General features: G+C 42.6%; 3 protein-coding genes. 2 read left to right on the top strand and 1 reads right to left on the bottom strand.

The window, feature by feature from the left end; all coding sequences use genetic code 11:
* Positions 1-298: 298 nt before the first annotated feature.
* Positions 299-1,708 (top strand): type I glutamate--ammonia ligase, encoded by a 1,410-nt coding sequence (gene glnA, locus L0J61_RS09940; protein WP_301466287.1) that lies wholly within the window; start codon positions 299-301, stop codon positions 1,706-1,708.
* Between the two features lie 199 nt (positions 1,709-1,907).
* Positions 1,908-2,666, top strand: a complete 759-nt coding sequence (locus tag L0J61_RS09935) for a DUF4124 domain-containing protein (protein ID WP_301466286.1) — start codon at positions 1,908-1,910, stop codon at positions 2,664-2,666.
* 240 nt (positions 2,667-2,906) lie between these two features.
* Here L0J61_RS09935 and L0J61_RS09930 read toward each other — a convergent pair whose 3' ends face one another.
* The gene (locus L0J61_RS09930) at positions 2,907-3,620 is read right to left on the bottom strand and encodes an SIMPL domain-containing protein (RefSeq protein ID WP_301466285.1); all 714 of its coding nucleotides are present in this window, start codon (positions 3,618-3,620) and stop codon (positions 2,907-2,909) included.
* Positions 3,621-3,743 lie beyond the last annotated feature (123 nt).

Genomic DNA, 3,743 nt, shown 5'->3' with positions numbered 1-3,743 from the left:
ACTAAGGTTATCAAAGGCTGCGTGCCAGTCTATAAGTAACGATTAATTAAGCATCTGAAGAGTTCACAGCGTCGGTCATATACTGCTAAACTAGTAATGAAACAGACTTGTTGTAAAGGTACGATTCAGTTTATATTAGATGAGCATTTAGAGTTATCATGTCGAAAGTGCGGATAATAAGCATAATATTGAACGTTCTTTCTCATTGATTTTAGGTTTTCGTCTAATACGCTCAACATAAAGTTTGTATCAATCACTTTAAATCGCAACAACTAAATCAACACAATGGAGACTATTCATGTCGAATAAATTATTGGACCTTATCAAATCAGCTGATGCTAAATGGGTTGACTTTCGTTTTACCGATACTCGTGGTAAAGAGCAGCACATCAGCTTCCCAGCGTCTACTATTGATGAAGAAGTGATGGAAGATGGCAAGATGTTTGATGGTTCATCTATCGCTGGTTGGAAAGGCATTGAAGCGTCAGATATGATCTTACGTCCTGATGCAGAGACTGCTTTCGTCGACCCGTTCTTCGATGCCGTTACGGTTGTTGTTACTTGTGACATCATTGAGCCATCAACGCTACAAGGCTATGATCGTGATCCACGCTCTATCGCACGTCGCGCTGAAGAGTATTTGAAGTCGACTGGTATCGGTGATACTGCTTACTTCGGTCCTGAGCCTGAGTTCTTCGTATTTGATGATGTAAAATGGTCAGTTGATATGTCTGGCGTTAGCCATAAGATCACTGCTGAAGAAGCAGCATGGTCAACCAACGAAGACTATGAGTGGGGCAACGCTGCGCATCGTCCACGCGTAAAAGGCGGCTACTTCCCAGTACCACCAATCGATAGCTCACAAGATATGCGTTCACTAATGTGTAAGCGTATTGAAGAAATCGTTGGTGAAGGTTCGGTTGAAGTGCATCACCACGAAGTTGCTTCTTGCCAGTCTGAGATTGGTGTGGCGTTCAATACTATGGTACGTAAAGCCGATGAAGTACAACAATTGAAGTATGTTGTTCATAACGTTGCTCATCAGTTTGGCAAAACAGCTACCTTTATGCCAAAGCCTATCGTAGGTGACAATGGTTCAGGTATGCACGTGCATATGTCAATCTCAAAAGACGGTGTAAACACCTTCTCAGGTGATGAGTACGCTGGTCTATCTGAAACAGCACTATTTTTCATCGGTGGTGTTATCAAGCACGCTCGTGCATTGAATGCAATTACTAACCCATCGACTAACAGTTATAAGCGTCTAGTGCCACATTTCGAAGCACCGATTAAACTTGCATACTCAGCGTCTAACCGCTCAGCATCGATCCGTATTCCACACGTAAGCAGTCCAAAAGCTGTCCGTGTTGAAGCGCGCTTCCCTGATCCAACAGCGAACCCATACTTAGCCTTTGCTGCGCTATTGATGGCAGGTATCGATGGTATCCAAAACAAGGTACATCCAGGTGAAGCTGCTGATAAGAACTTGTATGACTTGCCACCAGAAGAAGAAGCACAAATTCCAACGGTTGCAGAAAACTTGGAGGTTGCACTACAAGCACTAAAAGACGACCATGACTTCTTGCTAAAAGGTGATGTATTCACAGAAGACATGCTTGAGGCCTTCATCGCACTAAAAGAAGAAGAAGTTCAGCGTGTGAACGTAACTGTGCATCCAGTTGAGTTTGACTTATACTATAGCTGCTAATCAGTAGTTAGACCTAAAAGTACTCATTTAAAAAACCAGCTAAGTGTATCTTAGCTGGTTTTTTTTGTGACTATAATCCTTGGTTAGGATGATAGTCAGCACTGATATGAATCTGCTACTGATTTATCTGAAAAATTATCGCATAATAGCCGTTACAATATAATATTTGGTAAATATATACTGACGAGGCTGATTGAGTATGACTTATATTTCGAATTTTATTCTATCGAAGAACCGTCTCAAGTTGGGGTTGTTGGCGATTATGGCTATTTTTAGCCTGTCTTCAACTCATTCAGCACCTATTTATAAGGTGGTCAACGAACAGACTGGTCAAGTGACCTTTACTGATCGTCCACAAAGCTACGAACAACAAGCTGGCAAGCAAGTCTCTCAGACAGGTGTCATGACAGGTAGTGGTTCTGTAGATTCCTCAGTCAATACGACGAACAGTCAGTCATCTAACACATCGAGCACTAGTGCAGGGCTAAGTCTTGAAGCACCGTCTGAAGATCGGGCGCCTATAAGTTATCAGATCTCTATCGTCGAACCTAGCGAAGAACGTGCGTATCGTCGACCAGCGCAAAGTATTGATGTGAGCGTTCAGGTGACACCGACGCTCCAGCCAGGTGATAGCGTCAGTATTTATTTGGATGGTAGTGAAGTGGCTACAGGTCTTAGTGCTTTTATTGCGACTACAGATGTCACACCAGGTCCGCACAATTTAGAGGCAGTTATCAAAACGGAAAAAGGAGAGGTTCTTAATCAGGATAGCCTCACGGTTTATGTGATTCAAAACAATACAACACTGCAAACCAACAAACAAATAGCACAACAGCTTGCGGCTTATCAGAACTTATCATGGCATCAAAAGTTACTATTAAAGCTACGCCAAAATGACAGTACCACACCGAGCACTCAAAGCAATCAGCCAGCAACGAGTGATGCTTTTTCGCAATAGAAGCCGTTAACAGAAAGTAGTGATAAGGCAGGGGTTGAATTGAGTAGATGATATAGTCAGCGAATTACTAAACAGCTACGGCGTTATCTTCCTTAGATGTAATGCTTGTACAATCTGCATAAAAAAAGCAGTCACTGTTAAGTGGCTGCCCTAATTTATGATATTCGTGAAAATTATACTCTCATTGAGGAAAGTATTGCTCGCAGTAGCGTTATACGAGTCTGCAATCAACAGGATTGATTATTTGGTGAGCTCGATGGTGCCATTAGCAGTGACAGTGATTGTGCTATTGCCGGATTGAAGGCTTTGGCTTGGTACTGATGAGTCTGCGGTTGCAACCTTCATATGGCTAGTATATAGCGCACGTGGATAGCTGCTCCCAGAGTTAAGATTGACATTGATTACTCGATAACTGCTTGCATCCCAGGCACGAGTTAAGTTTTGAGCCTGCTCTTGAAACGCACGAGAGGCATCGGTCATTAGTTTTTGTTCTAGCTCATCTTTTTTGGACTCTGATACGCCAAAGCTAAGATTATCCATGACGAGGGTTTCTTGTAGGTCTGCGATTAGCTCGCTGGTCGCATCCAAGTCAGTGCTTTTTAAGTCGATATTAGCTTGCCCTGTCCAGCCGATGATTTTCTCATCTTCATCATAGCGTGGATAAGTACGCTGTTGACCAGTACTGACCGTTACACTAGGGTATTGCTTAGCGATTTGCATGGCGTTATTGATTGTGGTGTTGAGTGTGGTCGCTAGTGCTTGAGACGTACTCGCTTGTGCTTTCTTGTACATAGTAGCACTGATCTCATCATTCTGAATTTCTTCTTTGACTTCTGCCTTAAAAGTAATTTGGTTATAGCCTGTGGGTTCTGCATGTGCGCTGCCCATTATGGCTGTCAATAGAGCAGCGGTACCAGTGGCTAGTGCGGCTTTATTCAGTAAAGTGTTTTTCATTATTATCTCCCAAGGAAAAGTGTTGGTTTTAAGAAAAAATATTTATAAAGTAGAGGCAGTTAATAGTCATTTTAACATTTTACCGCAGAAATCCCCTACCTCTAAGGTAGTGGGATGAATGCG

Source organism: Psychrobacter sp., assembly GCF_030457785.1.
Classification (GTDB): domain Bacteria; phylum Pseudomonadota; class Gammaproteobacteria; order Pseudomonadales; family Moraxellaceae; genus Psychrobacter.
The sequence above is the reverse complement of the archived record's forward strand: the minus strand, read 5'-3'. Positions and strand labels throughout refer to the sequence as shown.

Bases quoted from the DNA above. Each gene is read 5' to 3' on its own strand.
- glnA (WP_301466287.1), top strand. From the start codon at position 299: ATGTCGAATAAATTATTGGACCTTATCAAATCAGCTGATGCTAAATGG.
- L0J61_RS09935 (WP_301466286.1), top strand. From the start codon at position 1,908: ATGACTTATATTTCGAATTTTATTCTATCGAAGAACCGTCTCAAGTTG.
- L0J61_RS09930 (WP_301466285.1), bottom strand. From the start codon at position 3,620: ATGAAAAACACTTTACTGAATAAAGCCGCACTAGCCACTGGTACCGCT.